Source organism: Sorangium sp. So ce426, assembly GCF_051475585.1.
Classification (GTDB): Bacteria; Myxococcota_A; Polyangia; order Polyangiales; family Polyangiaceae; genus Sorangium; species Sorangium cellulosum_B.
This window is the reverse complement of sequence record NZ_CP150341.1, coordinates 7617274-7638112: the sequence shown is the minus strand read 5'-3', so window position 1 is coordinate 7638112 and position 20839 is coordinate 7617274. Positions and strand designations below refer to the sequence as shown.

Genomic DNA, 20839 nt, shown 5'->3' with positions numbered 1-20839 from the left:
GCCCGCCCCCGCGTCGAATCCGCGCGGGCCTCGGCCTGCCCGCGGCCAGGTTACAGCCGTTCGCCGCGTCCGGGGGGGCGAGATGGCGACCGCGCGGCGGGCGGGGCGCAAGGCGGCGCCGGGACGTCTTCCAGGGATGTCAAGCCCGAGCGTCGCCGCCGTCGTGCCGTCACGCCGCCGCGCCGCCGCACTGCCCGCAGATTCCGTCGCGTCCCGGCGGGCGGCGCGTCGGGAACCCGCTATACCTTGAAATCCGCTTGCTCCACGCGGGTGGCTGCGTTGCGATGGGCGGGAACGAGGGCGACCCACATGTCGATGTGAGCGCGCGCCTGTGCGACGCGCGCTCACTCCGCCTCCAGCGACGCACCTCGTCGCTCGAGGCGCCTCGCGGCGTGGCTTGGACAGCGTGACGACCTTCTGAAGCAAGTTGGGATGGTGGCGTCGATGGGCTTGGGAAAGAGACTTACTTCCGTGCTCCTCGTCATGCTCGCCGGTCCGCTCGTCGCCTGCGGTGGCGGCGGCGAGGGTGGCGGCGGCGAGGGCGGCACGGGCAGCGGCGTGGGCGGCGAGGGCGGTGCGGGCGGCGCCGGGGCTTCAGGCACCGGCGGCGAGGACAGCAGCGGAAGTTTCGGCGGGTTCATGACGGTCGGATCGGGCGGGAACGGGGGCGCCGGGGGCGATCCCTGCGAATCGCCGGATCCTCCGCCGGAGTGCGACGCGGTGGAGCCGGCGTGCGGCGACGGCGAGATCAACCAGGCGAGCGAGGCGTGCGACGACGGGAACAGCCTCCCCGGGGACTGCTGCTCTGGCGCCTGCAAGGTGGAGCCGTACTGCGTCTGCGAGCCCGGGGAGCTCTGTCACACGACGATCGCGTGCGGCAACGGGGCGGTGGAGCCCGGCGAGAGCTGCGAGGACGGCAACACCGCCTCGGGCGACGGCTGCGACGATCGCTGCCAGCGGGAGCCGGGCGACTGGGTCTGCCTGACGCCGGGGGAGCCGTGCGCCCGGCTCCACGCGTGCGGCGACGGGCGCGTCTCGGGCGCGGAGAACTGCGACGACGGGAACGCGGTGTCCGGAGACGGGTGCTCCGAGGTCTGCGCGCTGGAGGACCCCGGCAGCATCACGTGCCCTGTCCCCGGGCAACCTTGCAAGCCGGTCGAGCGCTGCGGCGACGGCCGCCTGCGGCCGACCGAGCGGTGCGACGACGGCAACACCGAGCCGGGCGACGGCTGCTCGCCGAGCTGCCTGGTGGAGGCCGGCTGGACATGCCCGGACGGCGTGCACTGCACGTTCACGGTCGTGTGCGGCGACGGCCAGATCGGCGTGGGCGAGGCGTGCGACGACCGCAACACGGTCTCGGGCGACGGTTGCTCGTCGACCTGCGGCCTCGAGGCCGGGTTCGACTGCGCGCGCGCGGGGAGCCGCTGCACGGCGGTCTGCGGTGACGGGCGCGTCGTCGTGGGCGAGGACTGCGACGACGGCGACACGAAGAATGGCGACGGGTGCGACGCCACCTGCAAGTGGGAGCCTGGCCTCGTGTGCCAGCCGGCGCCCGGCGGCTACACCTGCCGCGATACCGTCTGCAACGACGGGAAGAGGGAGGGCTCGGAGCCCTGTGACGACGGCAATGCCAACCTCGGCGACGGCTGCACGCCGTTCTGCCAGGTCGAGCCGGACTGCGGCGACAGCGGGTGCACGTCGGCCTGCGGCGACGGCCTGCGCCTCGGCGACGAGGCGTGCGACGACGGCAACACGAGGAGCGGCGACGGCTGCTCGAGCGCGTGCACGATCGAGCCGGGATACAGCTGCAGGAACGATTCGACCCTGGGCGACGAGCTCCGCGTGCCGATCGTGTACCGCGACTTCAAGCACGACGCGCCGAACTTCGAGCCTGACTCCAACCCGCCGGACGCCATCGTCACGGGCATCGTGCAGCCCCTGCTGGGCGCCGACAACAAGCCCCAGTTCGCCGCGGCGCGGCCGAACGCCTTCCTCACGAACGCCACGGATTTCAACCGCTGGTACAACAACTCGTCCCTCTCGAAGACGGTCGTGGACTGGCTCCCGCTCCAGCGGGTCGGGACGTCGGACGTGTTCCTCTTCGAGGATCACCTGTTCTTCCCGCTCGACAACAAGGGCTGGCAGGCCGCGTCGGTGCCGGCGGCGGAGCGCGAGGCGAGCCGCGAGGCCCGCGATCCGTTCAACGACTGGGCCGTGGCGGGCAACCACAACTTCTACTTCACGAGCGAGGTCCGCACCTGGTTCGAGTACCACGGCGGGGAGCGGCTCGATTTCTACGGCGACGACGACGTCTGGGTGTTCATCAACAACCGGCTCCGCATCGACCTCGGAGGCATCCACACCCCGATGGGGACCGGCGAGGTCGCAGGCGTCGAGGACGATCGCGGGACGGTGCTCATGGATGACCTCGGCCTCACGGTGGGGCGCGTCTACGAGGTCGTCGTGTTCCAGGCGGAGCGCCACACCACGGCGTCGAGCTACAAGCTGACGCTCGGCGGCTTCAACGCGGCCTCGTCCGTCTGCGAGCCCGTGTGCGGCGACGGCATCGTCACGCCCGACGAGCAGTGCGACGACGCGGACGAGAACGGCCCGGGGTACGGGAAATGCTCGACGAGCTGCACGCTGGGGCTCTACTGCGGCGACGGGGCGACGACCTCGCCGTACGAGATCTGCGACGACGGCACCAACCTGGGCGGCTACGGCTCCGAGGCCTGCGCGCCGGGCTGCGTGGCGGCTCCCCGCTGCGGGGACGAGGAGATCGACAGCCAGTTCGGCGAGGAGTGCGACGACGGCATGAACGACGGCCGCTACGGCGGGTGCACGGCGGAGTGCCTGATCGGGCCGCGGTGCGGCGACGCGGTCGTCCAGGAGCCCGACGAGACGTGCGACGACGGCGTGAACGACGGCCGCTACGGCGGGTGCACGGCGGAGTGCGGCGACGCGGCGAAGTGCGGCGACGGGGTCACCCAGGACGCGTGGGGCGAGGAGTGCGACGACGGCGTGAACGACGGCAGCATGGGCTGCCTCGGTTGCCGGATCGGCGCCGTCTGCGGCGACGGGAGCGTGCAGCGGGAGCTCGGCGAGGAGTGCGACGACGGCGAGAACGACGGCGGCTACGGCGAGTGCGCTCCTGGCTGCGTGTACGGCCCGCGCTGCGGCGACGGCGTGACCCAGGCGCCGCCCGAGCAGTGCGACGACGGAGAGAACGACGGCGGCTACGGCGAGTGCGCGCCGGGCTGCGTGTTCGGCCCGCACTGCGGCGACGGCGTGCGGCAGGCGGCGTTCGAGGAGTGCGACGACGGAAACACCGCGAGCGGCGACGACTGCAGCGCCACGTGTCACAACGAGGTCCACTGATCCCGCGCGAGCCCTGACGGCGACGGGAGCGCGGCGGCTCGCCTGGGGCCGCCGCGCTGCCCTCTCGACGGCTCAGGACACGCGAACACGCGGGCCATCGAAGAGGGAGACCATGCGAAAGTCGACATCTGGCGCGCTCACATTGCTCGCGCTCGTTCTGGGGTTCCTCCTCGGGTGCTCCGGCGAGGGAGCGCCGGGCTCCACGGCGGCGTCTCCGACGTTCCATCGAGACGTCGAGCCGCTGCTGCAGAAGCGCTGCATGAGCTGCCATTCTCCCGGCAACATCGCCCCGTTCAGCCTGACGGCGTACGACTCCGCGCGCGGCGTGGCCAGCCTGCTCGCGCGCTCGGCGCGGGAGCGCACGATGCCGCCGTGGGGTGCGATGGAGACGGACGAGTGCCAGCCTCCTCACGGCTGGAAGGACGATCTCCGGTTGAAGGAGGAGGAGATAGCGGTCCTCGAGGCGTGGGCCGCCTCGGGCGCTCCCGAGGGGGATCCGGCGGACGCGCCGCCCCCGTTCGTGGCCGGGGCGCCGGGGCTGCCCGGCGTCGAGCTGGAGGTCGCGCCGAAGGAGCCGTTCGTCGCGAGCGGCGACGCCGACCAGTTCCGGTGTTTCGTGATGGATCCTGGGCTCACGGAGACGCGGTACATCAACGGCGTGCACCTCATACCGGGCAACAGCAAGGTCGTGCACCACGCGCTCGTGTTCCTCGACAAGGAGGGCGCGACCGACGCGCTCGTGGATGAGCACGGCGGATACGACTGCTTTGGCGGCCCCGGGTTCTCGGGCGAGCTCGTCGCCGCGTGGGCGCCGGGGGGCGTCCCCATCGAGCTCGAGCCGAACATCGGCGCCGAGCTCCCGGCGGGCGCGCGGCTGGTGATGCAGGTCCACTATCACCCGGCCGGGACGACCGCCGAGCCCGACGCGACGCGCCTCCAGCTGCGCTTCACCGAGGGCGTGCCGGAGTGGCTCATGGGCATCGCGCTGATCGGCAACTTCGAGTCTCCCTTCGCGCAGGGGCGCGGCCTCCTCCCCGGGCCGAACGACGCGGATGGCGTGGAGTTCCTGATCCCCGCTGGCGCGAAGGATCATGTCGAGACCATGCAGTTCAGGCTGCCCGCCGCGGTGTCTCTCTCGGAGACGTACCTCTACGGCGCCGGCACGCACATGCACTATGTCGGCACGGACATGAAGGTCACCCTCGCGCGCGAGGAGGGGGCCGCCGGCGCGCCTGCGGAGCAGTGCCTGGTGCAGACGCCGAGGTGGGACTTCTCGTGGCAGCGCGGGTTCTACTACGACGCTCCCATCGAGCAGCTCCCGCGCCTCCGCGGCGGCGATCTGCTGACGATGCGCTGCACGTACGACAACTCGAACAGCAATCCATTCCTCGCGAAGGCGCTCAAGGAGCAGCACCTCCCCGCCCCGGTGGACGTGCACCTCGGCGAGAGCACCCTCGACGAGATGTGCCTCGCCGCCGTGATCCACGTGACGAGGAACCAGTAGCGGTCATGGCTCGATGACATCGGGAGATCGGTAGCGGCTGGCGAGAAGTTTGCTGTCGAGGCGGTCGGGAGCGCTGTCGGCTCGGGGGAGCTCTCGCGGATCCCGAGCGAGGCCGTCGGCGACGCGCGCCGGCATGCAGCGCCGCGTGGGGGGACGCGCGCCGGCATGCAGCGCCGCGTGGGGGGACGCGCGCCGGCATGCAGCGCCGCGTGGGGGGACGCGCGCCGGCATGCAGCGCCGCGTGGGGGGACGCGCGCCGGCATGCAGCGCCGCGTGGGGGGACGCGCCTCGCGGGGCCGCCGCCGCGTCGTCGCGGCGCGGTCGAGCACGTGGAGGAGCTGCACGCGGGTTGTGCTCGGCACTCCCATCGCCGAGCATGCCCGCATGGCGCGAACGGCCCCGTTTCCGAATGCGGCGGTGATCCCCGGCATGAACCCCGGCGTCTTCATCCTCGGCGGCGGCGGAAGCGGCGGAGGCGGCAACGGTCGCGGCGGAAACGGCCGCGGAGACGGCCAGGGCGGCGATGGGAAGAACGGCGGCAACGGCGCGCGTGGCGGCGGCAAGGACGCTGGCAGCTGCGGGCCGGGCAGCGGCGGCGGCTGCCCCAACCCCACGCATGGCAGCGGCGGCGGCACGCACGCGGGCGATCCGGTCGACCCGATCACTGGGCGCGTCACCACGGTGGCGGTCGTCGACCTCGCGCTGCCTGGCCCGATCCCCCTCGAGATCAAGCGCAGCTACAGCTCCGCGCTCGTCGAGGAGGACTGCGGCCTAGGCTTCGGCTGGACGCACTCGCTCGCGTGGCAGATCGAGGAGCGGCGCCGCGGCCTGCGGGTGCTGGAGCCGCACGCGGCGGCGACGGAGTTGCCGCGGAAGCTCGATCAGGGCGAATCGGCGCGGCTGCCGTGCGGGGTGCTGACGCGGTACGCGTGGGGCTACGCTCTCGCGGCGGAAGGCCTGGCGTACCTATTCGCGGAGCCGCGGGGCAGCCGCTGGCTGCTGAGCCGGATCGTCGACCTGCACGACAACGCCATCGCGCTCGCCTACGACGACGGCCGCCTCGCCCAGGTCATCGACAGCGTGGGCCGCCTCGTGCGCGTGCGGCGGCACGTTGACGGGCGCATCGCCGCCTTCGAGGTCAAGAATGCCTTCGCGCACGGTCGATGGGAGACACGGCGGCGGTACGCGTTCGACGCGCGCGGCGACCTCGTCGCGGCCGAGGACGCCGCGGGGCGCGCGCAGCGCTTCGCCTACGACGAGGACCATCGCCTGGTGCGGCGGGAAGAGCCCGGCGGTCTCGTGGCGGAGTTTCGCTACAAGGACAGGCGCTGCTTCGAGGCGTGGTGTCACCGCGAGGGCAACGACGCGCTCGACGATGGCGTGCGGGGGACCTTGAGCGACGGTTCGCCGGCGAAGGGGTTCCTGCACGTCAAGATCGACCACCACGACGGCGCGCTCACGGAGGTGGTCACCTCGCGCGCCATCCGGCGGATCGACGGCAACGCCTTCGGCAAGCTCGACAGGATGGTCTGGGGTGCTGGCGGCGGCGTGCACATGTTCGGCTACGACGACACCGGTGCGCTGTGCGGGTACCAGGACGCCCTGGGGCAGGTCTTCCGCTGGGAGCGCGACGCCGACGGGCGGCTGCTGGCGGAGGTCGATCCGGCGGCGAACAGGACCGCCTACGAGCACGACGCGCGCGGGCTCGTCTCGGCCATGACGGACGCGCTCGGCGGCACCGCGCGCTACGATCGCGACGCGCGCGGCGATGTGGTGGCCGTCTACGACGACATGGGGTTCGTCGTCGGATTCGCCTACGACACGCGCGGCCTGCTGATCGGCGCGACCCTGCCGAACGGCGGTGAGACGCGGATGGAGTACGACGCGCTCGCGAACCGCGTCCGCGTCGTCGAGCCCGACGGCGCCGAGCGGCGCATCCGCCACGACTTCCTCGGCCGGGTGATGGGTTTCGTGGACGAGCGCGGGCACGAGACCCGCTTCGCTTACGACGCCTGCGGCAGGCTCGCCGCCGTGTTCGGGCCGAGCGGCGCGGTGACGCGCTACGACTTCGACGTCGATGGCAACCTGGCGAGGATCAGCGACGCCGACGGGCGCACGACCACGCTGCGCTGGGGCGGCTTCCGCGTCGTCACCGAGCTCGTGCGGCCCGACGGGAGCAAGGTGCACTACCGCTACGACCGCGAGCAGGACCTGGTGCGCATCGTCAACGAGGCCGGCGAGGAGCACAGGATCGAACGTGACGCCGAGGGGCGCATCACCGGCGAGCGGACCTTCGACGGGCGGGAGATCCGGTACAGGCTCGATATGCTGGGCAGGATCGTCCGGAGGCAGTGTGGCTCCGAGAGCGTCGACCTCGAGTATGACCCACTCGGCAGGCTCGTGAAGCGGAGCACCTCCGACGGGCGCGCGGACGTGTTCGAGTACGATCCGCTCGGCCGGATCGAGCGCGCGATCAGCGGCGACATCGAGTGCGAGTACACCTACGACCGGCGGGGGCGGGTGACGACCGAGGTGACGCGGCGGGGCGCCGAGGTGCTCGCGGCGTTCGCGTGGACCTACGATGCCATGGGCAAGGCCACCTCCGTGCGCGGGCCGGGCGGCGAGATGAGCGTGCAGCGCGACGTCAGAGGGCGGCCTGTGGCCGTACAGATCGGCGAGGAGAGCGCGCCGCTGCGCCTCGCCTACGACGCGCGCGGCTTCGAGGTCGAGCGGCTCTTGCCGGGCGGCGGCGCGATCGCGACCGAGGTCAACGCGGAGGGGTTGATGGAGCGGCAGCGCGTGCTCGGCATGCCTACGGTGCCGCGCATCGGTCCGGGGGAGCCCGCCTGGGTCGGGCCGCTGCCGTCGCGTGAGACGTGGCGCAGGACGTACGCCTGGTCGCCTGCGGGGCTGCTCCGCGCTGACGAGGACCTCGGGGGCAAGGTGGGAGAGCTGCTCCGCGATGCGAACGGCCGCGTCGTCGAGCGGCGCAAGGGGGGCAAGATCGCTGAGCGGTTCCGCTTCACCGCGGCGGGAGAGATGGAGCGGGCCGGCGAGCAGCGGACGTACGCGCCTGGGGGGCAGTTGACGGCGCGCACCGCGGGACAAGAGACCGTGCGGTACGAGTACAGCGAGCGCGGCGATGTGGTGCGTAAGCGCGTGAGCGAACTGGACGGCCAAGGCGAGGTGCGGAGCGAGCGCGTGTGGACCTACGCCTGGAGCGGCGACGGGCGGCTCATCGAGGCGCGGACCCCGGAGGGGAGGGCGATCTCGTTCGCTTATGACGCCTTCGGCCGCAGGATCGAGAAGCGCGTGGCGCGGCTCGGGAGGACCGAGCGCGTGACCCGATATGCCTGGCGCGGCGATGTCGTGGTGTACGAGCGTTGTGAGCGAGCGCCGCACGGAGAGGCCCCCGTCGTGGAGGAGCGGAGCTACGTCACGCTGCCGGAGAGCGCGCTGCCGCTCGCGCAGAGGGACGGCGCCGCAAGGGCGCTCAGGTACTTCGTACACGGGGTGAACGGGTTTCCGGAGGCGATGGTCGGGGGCGATGGGAGCGTTGCGGCGGAGATCGAGACCGGGCTGTACGGCGACGTGCCGGTCGAGCAGGCGGGGATCACGTCGCTCCGGTTTCCGGGGCAGTACGCCGACGAGGAGACGGGGCTCAACTACAACTGGCACAGGTACTACGACCCGGAGACGGGCGTTTACCTGAGCCCGGAGCCGATCGGGATCGGGGGAGGGCTCAAGGCGTATGCGTATGTTGACAATTTCACGATAGATTGGGTCGATTTCAACGGCCTGGCGCGGATGGAGTGCACCATCACGCGGACGGATGGCTCGACGATAACGGCACCAAGCCGTGGGCGGCGCCGGAGCGATCTCCACCCTGCTGTTCAGGCGGCGCTGCCCCCATCGAACGCTCGCGGCCACGACGCGAACGTCCAGCCACAGGACTGCGCAGAGCCGCAGGCGCTGAGCGCCCATCTTGAGGACTGGGAGAACAGAACCGGCCTATCGTGCCGGCCAGGTGATCCAGACTGGAAGCAGCACCTGCGAAGAGCGATGGGTGAGATCAACCAGAACGACGGCATCGCCTCATCCATGGCCGGAGTCCCACGCGCGTCGTGCCCCAATTGCTCACAGACGATCCCCCGCCTTTACGCGCTTGCCGGGGTGAACCCGCCGAACGGCGTGATCGCGCCCGGGTACGGGAGTCAGGAACGCAGTGGGACTCAGACAAGGACCACCAGACCCACGAGTGGCTTCCTCTCCGACCACGGCAACCGTGCTGCCTCCAGCTTCAACGATCCACGCAACCGCGGCGGGACTCCAGGACAGGCGCCCGGACGCAGCGGGCTCGGCACCTGGACATACGACGAAGAGCGCGGATTCTGGCATCGTCATTGAACCGCTGAGCGCGCCCTCGGCGCTCGCCCACAAAGGCTCTGAGGAACCTATGCCATGGCAAATCCTAGCATGAGAGCAGAGCAACGAGACCCACTCCCCGCGGGAGAATTCGAGTTCAACCTGGTCGAACCGAGCACCTCTCAGCACGCAACGCTGCGCATTCTCGGCCACACCTTCGGGCAGAGCCTCGCGGGCGGCGGCATTCATGAAACCAAGCATAATGTATACGACAGCGCGATCGCGGCGGTGACGGTGTTCGAGCATCACGTAACGAAGCTCCTCGCATCAGGCTTCCGCCATCCCCTGACGCCCCCTTCATCCTACACTGACGTCGAGTCGCTCATCGACGATGAGCCTGAAGAGCCCACAGGTTACCTGCTTCTCGCGGAGCTGCTCCGTGCGTCAGGAGACCCGCGGGGCGAACTCATTGAAATTGAAGCTGCACGCCTTCGAGCGGACACACCGGATCTGCGCAAGCGTGAGGATGAACTACTGCGGGCACACGGGGGCCGCCTCTTTGGTGCCCTCGAGGATGTCCAGCACGCTCTTCCAGGCACCTTCTCGTACGAGCATTTCCTTGGGTTCGTTCGCGAGGCGACCGTGGCGGACGCCGACGCTGTTGCCCTTGCGGACGGATTTGAATCACTGCTGCTGCGCGCCGATCCACGCGACCTCGGCTTCGATCCCCGCGTCGAGCCGCCTGCACCCCACACGTACGCCATCCACGCGCTTCGCCGCTTGCTGCACCATCCTGCCGGACGCTTCATCCGCCGTCTGCGCATCGAGGTCCACGCGGAGCTCGATCCGTTCGTTTCTTTCCTCATGGAGCACGGCCGTATCGACCGCGTCTCGCACCTGAGCGTTACATCGCGAGCCGGAGGCGCGCTTGGACCCTCGTTGCCTGGATTGCTGGCCCTTGCCTGCTACGCCCGAGCGCTCGGCGGCTTGACCGCATCGCCGCTACCCCAGCTCGAGCGTGTCACGGTCCGCTGGGAAGCGGCGGGACTGTCCTCGGTTCTGGCTGCACTCAGCCCTGACCGCCTCCCGGCGCTTCAGCACCTCGCGTTGTGGGACGCTCCGCTCGACGCGAAGTCAACGAGCGCCCTGCTCGACGAGCCGATCCTGGCACAGATCGGGAGCCTCGATCTCTGGTCACAAATCACGCCCCGACGCGGCATGTATGAGGCGCTGCTCGCGAGGCGGAGGGATCTGGCTCATTTGGAGCGGCTCGTCCTCGCGCGTCATGGCGCACCCGCCGATCTCGTCGCTCAGTTTGCCGACTGGCCGGCCGTGATCTGGACGGACCGGACCCGCGCTGGCCTTGAAGAAGCGGATCGAGAGGCGATCGCCGGTTTCCCTCTCGGAGGAGTCCTCTTTTAGCTTCGTGAGGCCACGATGATTTCGAGAAGCTCGTTTCACCGTGGCCTCGGAGGGCACCTCGTCCCCTCGCACGTTCGGGAGCGATTCGCCGATTGGCCCGCCGTCGAATTGGTGAGTCGCGATCGCCGTGAGGTCATCGCGCTCGACATCGCCGCCTCCAGCTGGGCACGGGCACTCCGCCGATTCCCAAGAGGATCAATTCTGAGACTGCGGTGCGCCGAGCACCGAAAACGTCGGGGTGGGCCCGTATCCGAAGCGGGAGCGCCGCTCAGGCGCGCGGGCCGCGCAGCTTCGCGAGCTCGTCGATGCCGAGCTCACGCGCCTTCTGGGCGAGCGCCTCGATCTTCTTCTTCCCGTCGGCGTCGGCGCTCGGCAAGAGCGACGTCAGGAGCCCCGACAGCGTGCCGTCCGAGGGCTTTGCCCCGGGCGCGACGAGCTGCTTCAGGTCCTCCGTGACGCTCGCGTTGCCGTTCAGGTAGTCGCCGGCCAGGGCGCGCACCGTCGCGCTCTGGTCGACGAGCCCGTCGACCGACTGGCCCAGGGTGACCGCCTTGACGAAGCGATCGAAGAACGCACCGTCGCCGCCGACGATGTTGATCTTCGCGTGCTCGAACGCCCCGTGCAGGATCTCGGCCTGCGCCTTGGCGATCTCGGCCCGGATGCGCAGCGACTCGAGCTCCACCGCCCGCTCCTTCTCGAGCCGGAGGCGGAACTCCTCGTGCTCGCGCCCGACGCCGTCGAGCGCCTTCATCGCCGCCGCCTTCTCCGCCGTGCCGGCCGCCTCGGCCAGGAGCCGCTGCTTGATCGCGGTCGCCTCGGCGAGGCCCGTCTTCTCCAGCGCGAGCGCCTCGGCCTCGCGCGTCCGCGCGGCCGCGAGCCCCTTCTGCTCGATGCCCGCCGCCTCGGCGAGCAGCCGCTCCTTCGCGACCGTCGCCTCGGCGCGCCCCTGCTTCTCGATCGCCATCGCCTCGGCCTCCTTGACCATCACCCGCGCGAGGCCCTGCTTCTCCTCGCCGGCGGCGGCGGCGTTCATCTTCTCGAGCGCCACGCGCGCCTCGGCGAACCCCTGCTTCTCGATCGCCTGCGCGTCGGCCTCCTTCACCCGGATGCGCGCCAGCCCCTCGGCCGCGGACTCGGCCTGCAGGCCCTCGGCGAGGCGGATCTTCGCGCGCGCGGCCTTGTCGCTCACCTCGAGCTCGGCGTCGGCCGTGATGAGCTTCTCGCGCGCCCGGAACTTCGCCGCCTCCTCGCTCGCCTCGGCGCCCTTGAGCTGCTTGACGAGCTGCTCCTGCGCCTCGGCCTCCGCGTTGATGCGCGTCACGTCCTTGAGGCGCGTCGCCTCGGCCACCGCGCGCACGTCCTTGATGCGCTCCTCCTCCTCGGCCACCGTCTTGTCGACCGCGATCCGCGCCCGGACCACGTCGGCGATGTCCTTCCTCTGGAGCTCGAGCTCCTTCTCGCGCGCGATCTGCTGGAGCGTCACGTCGCGCTCGCGGCTCACGATCTCGAGCTGACGCGCCTTCTCGACGCGCTCGGTCTCGACCGCGACCTCCCGCTCCTTGTTCTTCTGGGCGACCGAGACGCCGCGCTCCTTCGCCTCGCGGGCGACGAAGGCCTCCTCGTCGTTCTTCTCCTGGAGGAGCAACGTCTTCTTGCGCTCGTCGCTCACGATGCGCGCGGCCTCGTTCTGCTCGCGCGCCTGCGCCACCGCGATCTCCTTCGCCTTCTTCGCCTCGGCCTCGGCCCGGCGCTGCTCGAAGCGGAAGATGGCCTCGTCGGAGTTCAGGTTCTGGCTGCCGATCTCCATCCGCTCCTTCTGGCGGAGCTCGTTCGTCAGCACGTTCTGCGTGACCGTGAGCTCGGTGATCTTCCGGATGCCCTCGGCATCCATGATGTTGTCCTTGTCGAGCAGCTCGATGGGCGTCTGCTCCAGGTAGTCGATCGCCGCGTCGGCCAGCACGAACCCGCTCAGGTCCTTGCCGATGACGTCGATGATGTCGTCCTTGAACTTCTGCCGCTCCTTGTAGAGGTCCTCGAAGTTCAGGCGCTTGCCGACCGTCTTGAGCGCCTCGGAGAACTTCGCGGCGAAGAGCTGCTCGAGCGTCTCGGGGTTCGACGCGCGGACGCAGCCGATGGTCCGCGCGACCGTGCGCACGTCGTCCTGCGTCTTGTTCACCTGCACGAAGAAGGTGACCTTGATGTCCGCGCGGATGTTGTCCTTGCAGATGAGGCCTTCCTTGCCGCGCCGGTCGATCTCGATCGTCTTGACCGAGATATCCATGTACTCGGCGCGGTGGATGATCGGCAGCACCAGCGTCCCGGTGAAGGTGACGATGGGGTCCTGGCCTCTCGTGTTGATGATCAGCGCCTTGCCCTGATCCACCTGGCGGTAGAACTTGGCGTACATCACCAGCATCCCGAGGGCGACGAAGGCGAGGACGCCGACGAGGACGATGATTAAGGGGACGGTCACAGGGGGCACGCGGAGCTCCTTCGCGTTTCGGTGGAGGGGAGGGCGCCGGCCCCCGCGTTCACGTCGGTGAGGGTCGGACGGCCAGGCCCGCTCAGAGCCGGGTCGGGGGCCGAATGATGCCCCCTCGGGGGATGAGCGTACACGAAACAGCCCGCCCGACAGCGGCGTTCAGCGGCGGCGCCCGCGCCGGCGTTCAGCCGCGGCGCTGCCGCTCGTCCGCTGCGCGCGCCGCGGGCGCGTCGTCCTCCTCGACGCCGGCCAGGCGCGCTTCCACGCGGGACGCACCCCGCTCGGCCAGGGGAGGGGGAGGGCCGAGCAGGGCGTCGAGCGGCTCGACGCTGAAGATCTCTCGGTCCGGGTCCCAGCTCACGAGCAGCGCGCGGTCGCCCCGGCGGAGCGCGCCTTCTGTGTCGCACCGGACGTCGAGGATGTGGCTCGCCCCGCCCTCGTCGATCGTCGCCTGGCCGAAGCGCTCGTCGACGCGCCCGGTGGAGATGACGCACACGCGGCCCACGAGATCCTTCTTCGACTGGCCGTGCCGGGTCACGAACAGCGGGCCGAGCGGCCGCACCGCGAGCGAGGTCGAGAGCACGGCCGCGACGAGCGAGCCGGCGAGCACCGCGACGCCGAGCGCCCAGCGAGGCAGCCCCCAGCCGAGCCAGAGCGGCTCGACGAGCACCGTCGACAGGGCGCTCGTGAACCAGCCGAACGCCGCGATCAGCGTCAGCGACACGGTCGCCGGCACGCGGTGGAGCTGGAGCGCGGCGAGGAGCGAGCCGGCGTCTTGCGCGACGCCGGCCCCGTCCGCCGTGCCCGCGCCCTCGAGCGAGCCCTTGACGGCGCCCTCGAGCGAGCCCTTGGCGGCGCCTTCGAGGGCGCCCTTCGCGGCACCTTCGAGCGCGCCCTTGGCGGCGCCTTCGAGCCCGCCGAGGTCGGGGGCAGCGTGGCCGTGCGCGCCGCCGAGCAGGTCGAGGTCGACCGCGCCCAGGAGGACGAACAGCCAGTAGATGAGCGCGAGCGCGAGCGCGACCGTGAAGATCACGGCAGGGAACGCGAGCGATGCGGCGAGCACCTCGGCCATAGACAGACGCGGGCAGGACGCGGCGCCCGCGACCGGCGTCTCCGATAGGATCACAAGGAGGGGACGGAGGGGGCCAAATTCGGCCGCACAGGGTGTTGCCGAAAAGGCTTGACATGCCTGGGTGGGCGCTCGATCGCGGAGCGCAGCGTGGGAGCGCTGAGCGCCGCGCAGACGCCCGGGGCGCGGCCAAGCCGACCTGCCAGGGAGCCGCTTCGTCCAAGGGGGCGCTTTGCGACCCGAGGCGTGCGCGGCGATCCACCCTGGTATGCTTGAATCCCTCTGGCGTCTCTTTCCTCCATATCCTGCGAGGACGCTCGATCTTCTGGCCCGGGTTTTCACCTATTCTCGTCGGAAGACCTGGCAGGCTGTTTGCGGGCCTCCGCCGTGCTCGGGTGGTTGCAGAGGGGGGAGGCGGTGGTAGTTTGAGGTGTGCGATCGACCCGCTCCGGTGTTGGTGGGCGCGGGGCGCGACGTCGGCGCAAAGGTTACGCTGCGGGTCGAACCAGCTCACGATGAGCGCTGGTGATGGAGGCGCGGCTCACGCCAACCGGACTCTGAGCGACGACACGCGCGCGTCCCCGGCCGGAGGCGCGTGCTCGTCGCAGCTTCCATAGCGAACGCCGGCCGAATGGCGATGAGGAGCGAGGTGAGCCATGACAGGCAAGGATTTGTGGCCAGATCATGACATGTCGAGCAGCGCCGACGGCATCCGGATCGCTGAAACACTTCAGCGTGCAATCGCTCTCTTTCCGGAGGAGTGGGCGGCTGCAGCGGCACGTGTGAGAGCCGGTGCCCTCGTCGACGACCTCGTGAACGTGAGTCCAGGTGCATACGACCACACTGCTTCATCTCTTCTCGCTGCCGCGTCGGCATGGGCATACTCGGACAACGAGGAAGTCATCAGAATGATGGAACGCCGCGGATTCTCGAATGTCTGTGTCACGGTCAAGTTCAATAATCAGGGCTTTCTCATGGATTCGCTTGCGCACTTCGCCCTGAGCAGGGATGGGCGGGTGGGAATCCTCGTTTTTCGTGGATCGCAGCTGCAGCCTCTGACCAACTGGTTGGCCAATATCAATATGAAGACGGAGGCGTTCTATGCCGCCGGACGTGTGCACGGAGGCTTCCATCGCGGCATACTCTCGGTGTGGTCACGTGTAAAACACTACCTTGTCGCTGCCCAAAGCGGTGAATCAATCTGTCGAGCATCGGAGCGCGATGCGATAAACAAGCGCTGCGCTCAGGAGTCCTCGGCGGAGGATGTCTGTGTGTCCTGTGGCGAGGATTCGGGCTTGTCGAAGCAAGCTGCCGAATTTCGCAGAAAGACGAGACTGTGGTCCATGGTGGGGGCGCTCGAGGACGCGCTCCGGTTCAAGATGGAGGCGCTCTACATCACCGGCCACAGCCTGGGCGGCGCGCTCGCCGTCCTCGCGGCGGCGCTGATCTACTCGGACGAGAAGCTCCGTGAGTTGCGGCCGCTGTTGCGCGGAATCTACACATTCGGCCAACCGATGGTCGGCGACCGGGCTTTTGCCACGAAGTTCCAGAGGGAGTTCGGGGACAGGCTCTTCCGGCACGTTTATCGCCGAGACGTCATACCGCACTTGCCACCGCGCTCGGCAGGGGTCTTTGAGCACTTCGGTCAGGAGTACAGCTCTTCGGTAGAAGGCTGGATCAACAAAAGGGGGCCGACCGCGGGCCAGGTGCGCATTGGGGGGGTCGCCATGCTCGGCAGCGCTCTTTCCTGGCTCGAGGAGCAGTTCTCCCCTCGCGGCCTGCTCCCCGACCTCGGACCCGTGGAATGGCTCGCGAAGAAGATCGTTCCTCCCTTACTGCGTGAACCGCTCCTGCTTGGCTATTCGCTGGGCGATCATATGCCAATCAACTACCTCCGCGCCTCCCGTGGACCCGTCCCTGGCAGCGAGTTCTTGTGAGTGAGCGCCTTCGTCAGGGCCCGCTATGATCATGGTCGAGCGGGCGCTGGCTTGCCTTTGTATGCCGGCTCCGGGCGCGGCAGGACTCCGTCGTCGGCGTGGATCCTTCCCCTCAGGGATGGACCCTGCTCGGACGGACCGTCGCGATCATCTCGGGGGGCAGCGACTCGATGACGCGCTGACGGATATGGCGAATGAGCTTCTGCAGGTCATCGCAGTAGACGGAGGGGTTGTCGAACCGCCGCTCCCGGCTGAAGCGATGCGGCATGTATCCGCCTCCGCACACGTCCCGCAGATCGCAGGCGTGGCACGTCTCGCAGAGCGCCGTGACGCCGCCCTGCATCGCGCGAACGATCGGCGAGCGACGCGCGTCGTCGAACTCGTTGCGCAGCACGTTGATGCCCAGCTTGGTGAGCCCGTGCTCGCAGCACTTGAACGCGTCGGTCGGCTCGATGCTGCCGTCGGTCTCCACGATGATCGCCCCGGCAGGTCTTCCGCCGATGTTGTCGGTGCTCATCGGATGCCCGAACAAGAGGCGCAGGATGTTCTCGAAATACCGCACGTGTCGATCGGGCCGATTCTGCTCGAACCAGAGGTCGAACAGCTCGATCATCCAGTCCCCGTACGGCATCGCCCCCGTCGGCGGCCGATTCTCATGGTTCGCGTGTGGGAGGTTGATCTCCATGCCCGGGACGTCGAGGAACTGCCACAGCTCGAACATCTCCCGAGGTGGGATGTCCGTGTTGATCACAGCGAGCACGTTCGCGAAGATCCTGGGCCCCCTCGGGTGCGCTTGGAGGCTCCGGATGGCCGCCACGACGTTGTCGAACGACCCGGCGCCCTGGTGGTCCACTCGGTGGCGGTCATGAAAGCGCTTCGGGCCGTCGATGCTGAGGCCCACGTTGATGGACAGATCCGCGAGGAGATCGATCCACTCGTCGTCGATCAGCACACCGTTGGTCTGGACGCTGAAGTGTGAGCGAACGTCGGCCCCCTCCAGCGCGCCCCTGACTTGTTCAACCCACCCGCGGAAGCGGCGCTTGCCGAGCAAGAGCGGTTCCCCGCCGTGCAGGATGACGTGAACGGTCGGAACGTCGTGTCGGGCCGTGTGCGATATGATGCGCCTCGACAACGCCGCCGTGACGTCCTCGCGCATCACCGCGGGTTGGGACACGTACGTCCGATCCGCCAGGTTATACATGTAGCAATAGCTGCAGTTGAGGTTGCAGCGGCTCACCACCTTCACCACATACGTCGATATGGGGACGGCGTGAGATCGATCGGTTGCGATAGGCAGTCTCACGACGGGGGCCATCCAGGCGCTCTCCGTGATCAGTGCGGTTGCGAGGAAGGGGGCTCCGGACAGCAGCCCGCGCCGATCCCGACCTCAGAGAGGGCATGTTTCCTCGGAACGCCGCTGTCGCTAGCCCTCCGGAAGTACGCCGGGCCTCGGCGCGGAGCCGAAGTCAGTCCACTCGCTGAGGGTGAGCGAGTCGTGTCGCCTCTGCCCCTCGCGCAGGGCTGCGACCGACAGCACCGCGGACCTTACGGCCTCTTTCCCGATCTTCCGGATGTGTTCCGGATCGGCGTTCAGAGCGGTAAGGTCTATCTCCTTGAATTCGTCGCCACACGGCTCTGCCGCCGCGTGCAAAGATTCATTCATGTCCTTGTTCATCGTCAACTCCAGATCTCGTACACCCGGCACGCCCATCGGGCGCGGGAGCACCTCATGGTAAGCTTGTGCTACTCGCAGCCACTCGCAATGGGGTGGCAGCGTGGACCAGATCTGGATTCCGAGGTGTAACGGGTCCTCCTGGCGACGCTGGCGCGAGGCTCCGGGAAGCCCAGCCCCGCGCGGGTGCATGGCTCTTCGTGCGACCCGCCGAGCGGGGGCGGACTCGTCGCGGTGGGCATCGACTTCTCCCCGGATGACACGGCGCTGGTATCCGACTATCTCTGGCGCCCCGCCGTGCCGAGCACCACGTCCATCTGCTCCATATGCCGATGAGCCGGTTCCCCATCGTGGTGGACACGCTGCGCCAGGCGGCGCCGCTCAAGCTCTACATTGATGTCGATCGCGGCGGCGGGCGTGCCCGACGCCGCGAAGAGCTCCGTCGATGCCGTCGCCGCGAAGCTTTGGCGTCTGCTCCACCTCGTCGTCACAGTACCTGCCGCTAGCGATGAGCGCGCGACCGTTCGGGAAAAGTGTTGATGAGCGCCAGCTCCTCTCCATTCGCATCGAGGGGAGCGACGACCCCGTGCGGCCCTCATGAAGGGCGACGCCAAATCAACAACGTACCGATGCCTCGAACGCCGTGGCTCAGCGAGCTCCTTGGCTTTCGAGGCTCGAGAGCACGCTGAGGTCCTCGGGCCCACCGAAGACCGGCGCCGGCACGCCGAGGATCCCGAGCTCGAGCAGTTCCCCGAACGACCTCGCCGAGATCGCGAAGTAGCCGTTGCACCGGGAAGCTCTCAGATCGGGCCTCGCGCTCGTCAGCGCGTCGAGGCTGCGCGCGCGCTCGCCCAGGATCGCGCCGACCTCCCGCGGACGCGAGGCATGTTCGGTGAGCGCCGCGTAGCCGATGCGGACCCGCGGCTCGTCCTTCGGCAGCTTCGCGAAGGCGTCGCGCGCCTCCTTCTGAAAACGCTCGGGCACGATGCAGAGCCCCGCGTGATCCGGGATGAGCCAGCCCTTCGACAGCGAGGCGAGGAGGATCGCGCTCCCGTCGTCGAGCAGCGCCCGAGCTTGCTCCGTCGGCGGCGTCGCATAGGCCGAATCGAGGATCAGCATGCGCCGCTCGTCCGCGCGCGCCCAGCGCCGGAGCTGGGCCGCTTCGGGCGGCGACAGGTGCGAGCCCCACGGCTTCAGGGGCTCGCAGATCAACACCGCGTCGAGCCCGTCGAGGACAGGTAACCCGAGGCGCGCATTCCACGGGACGACGGTCGCTCCCGCCTCGGCCGCGAGCTGCTGGTAGACGGGGTAGACGTCGGCGGGGACGCCGACGCGCGCTTCCCGCTTCGCGAGGAGCTCGAACAACGCGCGAAGCGAGCGACGGATACCGTGGCTGACCTGCGTGCGCGGCTTGAGCGCCTGCGGGAGATCGAGGTGCGCGAGGAACCGCTCCGCGAGGTGACAGCGATACGGTGCCTCCGGGTGCGTCGAGGGCGCGATGGCCGGGAAGAGACGGGCGAGGCTCCTGTAAAGGTTGAGCTCCGAGAGATCGACGAGCGAAGGACGCGTGGCCCTGAGCTCCGCGCGGCGCGCGAGAAACGCTTCGTGCTTCATAACGTGGAGCTCGGATCTTCCAGGGAGGCGAGGCAGGACCCGTCAGCCATCACGTTCCACGAGCGGACAATGCCATGAGTCCGTTCCCAGCCGACCGATGGCTCGGTGTAGGCGGCCACGCGGAGCACGCGGCCTCCCAGGGTTCCTTCGAAGACCGGGCTCCCCCAGGGGAGCTCCGCGCATCGCTCGAAGCCGAGGTCCGCGAGCGCGTGGAGCACGAGCGAGAGAGGCACCTGGTTTGCCTCGCAATACCGGTTGGCCGCGCTCGGCGCCCACGGGTTCTCCGAGAGGCTCGAGATGTAGAGCTCCTTGAAGCACACCTCCTGAAACCCCTCTCCGGCGCTCCGTTCGAGGTAGGCGCGCACCTTCGCGGCGTCGTCGACGCCGCCGCGCTGGAGCACGCAGATGGCCCGCGTGCGGAGGCCCGGTGCGCCCCCCAGCGCGCCGGAGTCGACCTCGATCCCCATGATGCGCGCGTCGTCTTCGCGCGTCACGCCGTGCCGGCTCACCGCGAGGGTGGTGAGCCCTGCGTCCCGGAGCCCTTCGACCTGCGCGAGGTCGAGGCGCGCGCCGTTCGTGATGAGGAGGGTCTTCGGGAAGAGCTCGGACAGGCCACGAACGAGCGCGCGGAGCCGTTCGGGCTCGAGCAACGTCGGCTCGCCGCCGCCGGTGATGACGGCGCGCTCGGCGCCGCGCTCCTTCGCGCGCCTCGCCCAGTCGAGGTAGCGCGCCAGCGTGGCGCTCCGCTGGCGCGCGAGATCGGAGGCGCTCGCCTTCGAGAAGCAGAACGCACAACGCGCCTGGCAGGCATTCGCGACGGGCAGCACCGAGATGCTCCGTGGCCGGCATCTCGCCCAGTCGATGAGGCCGGCGTCATCGAGGCGAAAGGCCTCCGCGGTGATCTCCTCGTGCCGGGTGGGCACGAGGGCGCCACGCGCATCGACCCACGCCACGCCGCTCAACGGGATCTCGCTCGACGGCCAGCGCCAGCCGACGCCCGTGCCCGTCACGTCGTTCGGGCGCATCGCGTCGGGCCCGACGGGGAGCCGCGCCCGCAGCGCGACGACGCGATCCTTCGGCCGCCCGAGCCTCGTCACGAGCCTCCGCGCCTTGTCGAGCCCGGGCGCAAAGGGCTCGTCTTCCTTCAGCATGTAGAAAGCGTCGGGGAAGGTCGACTCGCGGATCAACGCCTTCGAGTAACACATCCCGTAGCGATCGAAGCCCCGCAGCCAGTTCGACAGCGGAATGAAGGCAACGAAGGGGACCATGGACGACATGGTCGATGAGTCACCGAGTCGAGTCAACCGGGCTCGCGGGGGCGGACGCGAGGCCCACGGCGCTGCGGGCGCACGCCCGCCGTCGGCCATCGCCATCCGCCTGGCTCTTGCGAGGACGA

At 69.5% G+C, this 20839-nt stretch carries 11 protein-coding genes; 5 read left to right on the top strand and 6 right to left on the bottom strand.

Annotated elements, in window-relative coordinates:
* Positions 1 to 432 precede the first annotated feature (432 nt).
* From WMF44_RS28310 to WMF44_RS28295, 4 genes are all read left to right on the top strand, one after another.
* Positions 433 to 3378 (top strand): DUF4215 domain-containing protein, encoded by a 2946-nt coding sequence (locus WMF44_RS28310; RefSeq protein ID WP_437293159.1) that lies wholly within the window; start codon positions 433 to 435, stop codon positions 3376 to 3378.
* 112 nt (positions 3379 to 3490) lie between these two features.
* Positions 3491 to 4882 carry a hypothetical protein gene (locus WMF44_RS28305; RefSeq protein WP_437293158.1) on the top strand — a complete coding sequence of 464 codons (1392 nt, stop codon included), beginning with the start codon at positions 3491 to 3493 and terminating at the stop codon, positions 4880 to 4882.
* 384 nt (positions 4883 to 5266) lie between these two features.
* The gene (locus WMF44_RS28300; RefSeq protein ID WP_437293157.1) at positions 5267 to 9289 is read left to right on the top strand and encodes an RHS repeat-associated core domain-containing protein; all 4023 of its coding nucleotides are present in this window, start codon (positions 5267 to 5269) and stop codon (positions 9287 to 9289) included.
* 54 nt (positions 9290 to 9343) lie between these two features.
* Positions 9344 to 10669, top strand: coding sequence for a hypothetical protein (locus tag WMF44_RS28295; RefSeq protein WP_437293156.1), 1326 nt, complete (start codon positions 9344 to 9346; stop codon positions 10667 to 10669).
* A gap of 268 nt (positions 10670 to 10937) precedes the next feature.
* Here the strand turns inward: WMF44_RS28295 and WMF44_RS28290 are convergent, their stop codons facing one another.
* Positions 10938 to 13151 (bottom strand): hypothetical protein, encoded by a 2214-nt coding sequence (locus WMF44_RS28290; RefSeq protein ID WP_437293155.1) that lies wholly within the window; start codon positions 13149 to 13151, stop codon positions 10938 to 10940.
* Positions 13152 to 13335: 184 nt separating this feature from the next.
* Positions 13336 to 14223, bottom strand: coding sequence for a glycine zipper family protein (locus tag WMF44_RS28285; protein ID WP_437293154.1), 888 nt, complete (start codon positions 14221 to 14223; stop codon positions 13336 to 13338).
* 653 nt (positions 14224 to 14876) lie between these two features.
* Here WMF44_RS28285 and WMF44_RS28280 point away from each other — a divergent pair.
* Positions 14877 to 16157: a lipase family protein gene (locus tag WMF44_RS28280; protein ID WP_437293153.1), complete on the top strand. Its 1281-nt coding sequence runs from the start codon at positions 14877 to 14879 to the stop codon at positions 16155 to 16157.
* Between the two features lie 112 nt (positions 16158 to 16269).
* Here WMF44_RS28280 and WMF44_RS28275 read toward each other — a convergent pair whose 3' ends face one another.
* The 4 genes from WMF44_RS28275 to WMF44_RS28260 form a co-directional block, all read right to left on the bottom strand.
* Positions 16270 to 17394, bottom strand: a complete 1125-nt coding sequence (locus WMF44_RS28275) for a radical SAM protein (RefSeq protein WP_437293152.1) — start codon at positions 17392 to 17394, stop codon at positions 16270 to 16272.
* Positions 17395 to 17580: 186 nt separating this feature from the next.
* Positions 17581 to 17832, bottom strand: coding sequence for a hypothetical protein (locus WMF44_RS28270; protein ID WP_437293151.1), 252 nt, complete (start codon positions 17830 to 17832; stop codon positions 17581 to 17583).
* Between the two features lie 645 nt (positions 17833 to 18477).
* On the bottom strand, positions 18478 to 19443 hold the full coding sequence (locus WMF44_RS28265) for a hypothetical protein (protein ID WP_437293150.1): 966 nt from the start codon (positions 19441 to 19443) through the stop codon (positions 18478 to 18480).
* Positions 19440 to 20711, bottom strand: coding sequence for a radical SAM protein (locus tag WMF44_RS28260; protein WP_437293149.1), 1272 nt, complete (start codon positions 20709 to 20711; stop codon positions 19440 to 19442). The genes WMF44_RS28265 and WMF44_RS28260 overlap by 4 nt, the downstream gene beginning before the upstream one ends.
* Between the last annotated feature and the right edge of the window lie 128 nt (positions 20712 to 20839).